This is a genomic window from Carboxydocella sporoproducens DSM 16521, assembly GCF_900167165.1.
GTDB lineage: Bacteria > Bacillota.
In genome coordinates, this window is record NZ_FUXM01000075.1 from 1 (window position 1) to 2,384 (window position 2,384).

Genomic DNA, 2,384 nt, shown 5'->3' on the forward strand with positions numbered 1-2,384 from the left:
CAGCTCCCGCACTTCCATTTCAACCAGTTCCAGCAGCTCGGGATCATCCACCATGTCAGCCTTGTTCAGCCAGACTACGATATGAGGCACACCTACCTGACGGGCCAGCAGGATGTGTTCCCGGGTCTGAGGCATAGGACCATCTGCAGCGGATACAACCAGAATAGCGCCGTCCATCTGGGCAGCACCGGTGATCATGTTCTTAACATAGTCAGCGTGACCAGGGCAGTCTACGTGAGCATAATGACGCTTGTCGGTTTCATACTCAACGTGAGCAGTATTGATGGTAATGCCTCTTTCCCTTTCCTCCGGAGCGGCATCGATCTCATCATAACGCTTGACTTCAGCCTTACCTTGAGTTGCCAGAACTACAGTAATCGCAGCAGTGGTAGTTGTTTTACCATGGTCAACGTGACCGATGGTGCCCACGTTTACGTGAGGCTTAGTTCTTTCAAATTTTGCCTTTGCCATCTCTTCAAACCTCCTACATATATTTTTTGTAGTATTTTGGGCTAAATAAGATTGATTATATGTAAAAAGAAAAACCAGCCATAGGCTGGTTTACCTGACCTTAGTGGTAGCGGCGGAGGGATTCGAACCCCCGACACTGCGGGTATGAACCGCATGCTCTAGCCAACTGAGCTACGCCGCCTTATTGGTTGCGGGGGGAGGACTTGAACCTCCGACCTTCGGGTTATGAGCCCGACGAGCTACCAACTGCTCTACCCCGCGACGAAGAACTGTTACGTCATTGACAAAATCTATTATAGCCTTCCTTGCACCAATGGTCAAGAAGTAAACCCTGCCAATTTAGCCACAGTCCCGTTTTTCCAGATATCTTTCTATTTTTCTTTTTACCCGTTGCAAAGCATTATCAATGGACTTAACATGCCTCTTAAGGTCAACTGCTATTTCCTGATAGGACTTGCCGTCTAGATAGGACATTAACACTTTCCATTCCAGCGAACTGAGCAACTCCCCCATTTTCTCCTCAATGTCATCGAATTCTTCCCTGCTGATAATCAATTCTTCCGGATCTGTAATCTTAGTACCCGAAATCACATCCAGCAAAGTACGATCAGAATCTTCGTCATAAATAGGCTTATTCAGGGAGACATAGGAGTTTAATGGGATATGCTTCTGTCTAGTTGCTGTCTTAATAGCAGTGATGATCTGCCGGGTAATGCACAATTCGGCGAAGGCCCGGAAAGATGATAGCTTATCAGGGCGAAAATCCCTGATGGCTTTATAGAGGCCAATCATCCCCTCTTGTACAATATCCTCCCGGTCGGCGCCGATCAGGAAATAGGATCTCGCCTTAGCCCGCACAAAGTTTTTGTACTTATTGATGAGGTACTCAGCGGCTGCATTGTCTCCGGCCTTGGCCAGTTCTACCACATCCTCATCAATCATTTCCTCAAAACGTTCGCAGGCATCCGGTTGGGCACTCAGACTCAAGGTCATCGCCTCCGCTCTATTTGGTATTACCCGGGGTCGCAGTGATACATAAACTATTATACTCACAGGCTTGGACATAGTCAAGCCTTGCGCTGGCGTTGCCGCAAAACTTCATAAACACAGATGGCTGTAGCAACGGAGGCGTTCAGGGAGTTAATCTTGCCTGACATTGGTATTTTAATCAGAAAATCACAGTTTTCTTTTACCAGCCTGCTCAAACCCTTGCCTTCTCCTCCCACCACCAGAGCCAGCGGCCCGGTAAGGTCTTGTTCCCAAAGGCTTTTTTCTGCCTCTCCGTCCAGACCGGCTACCCAAACCCCTTTTTCTTTCAGTTCCCTGATTATCTGTACCAGATTGGACACCCGGGCCACCGGTACATACTCTACCGCACCCGCAGCAGCTTTCGCCACCGTTCCTGTCAACCCCACATTTCGACGTTTGGGTATAATCACCCCGTGAACTCCGGCCCCTTCGGCAGTACGCAGGATCGCCCCCAGATTGTGAGGATCTTCCAGTTCATCCAGCAAAATCAGCAAGGGCTGTTCTCCCCTGGCTTCCGCCTGGGCCAGTATCTCTTCCCAATCAACATAGGAGGCGGCCGCTACCTGAACCGCTACCCCCTGGTGAGCGGAAGTACCACAGATGCTGTCCAAACGCTCTCTGGTCACTTCCTGGAAAGGTACCCGACTCTCCCGCAAGACTGCCATAAGATTAGGGGGAAGTTTGGTGCCTTTGGCGACCAGGATTTTGTTCAGCTCTCTACCTGCTTTAATCGCTTCCAGTACAGGATTACGGCCATAAACCCATTCCAGTTCACCCATCCTGGCCTGTCCCTGGTTCAAAAAACTTGACTATTTTTATTTTCAGTCAAGTCGGCCCCCAGACCAGGCTTTCGCCTCCTTTCCGAATACTTGATTTGCCCCCGC

The 2,384-nt window shown here is 49.6% G+C and carries 3 protein-coding genes and 2 tRNA genes; all 5 read right to left on the reverse strand.

All coding sequences use genetic code 11. From position 1 onward, the window contains the following. On the reverse strand, positions 1 to 471 hold a 471-nt coding region (locus B5D20_RS13485), incomplete at its 3' end, for a GTP-binding protein (protein ID WP_143311888.1). 104 nt (positions 472 to 575) lie between these two features. Then, positions 576 to 652 (reverse strand) — tRNA-Met (locus B5D20_RS13490). Between the two features lie 4 nt (positions 653 to 656). Beyond that, a tRNA-Met gene (locus B5D20_RS13495) sits at positions 657 to 732 on the reverse strand. A 78-nt stretch (positions 733 to 810) separates the two neighbouring features. Continuing rightward, positions 811 to 1,458 (reverse strand): RNA polymerase sporulation sigma factor SigH, encoded by a 648-nt coding sequence (gene sigH, locus B5D20_RS13500; protein ID WP_078666709.1) that lies wholly within the window; start codon positions 1,456 to 1,458, stop codon positions 811 to 813. A gap of 80 nt (positions 1,459 to 1,538) precedes the next feature. Beyond that, a complete protein-coding gene (rlmB, locus tag B5D20_RS13505) occupies positions 1,539 to 2,279 on the reverse strand; it encodes a 23S rRNA (guanosine(2251)-2'-O)-methyltransferase RlmB (protein ID WP_078666710.1) in 741 nt (246 codons plus the stop codon). Between the last annotated feature and the right edge of the window lie 105 nt (positions 2,280 to 2,384).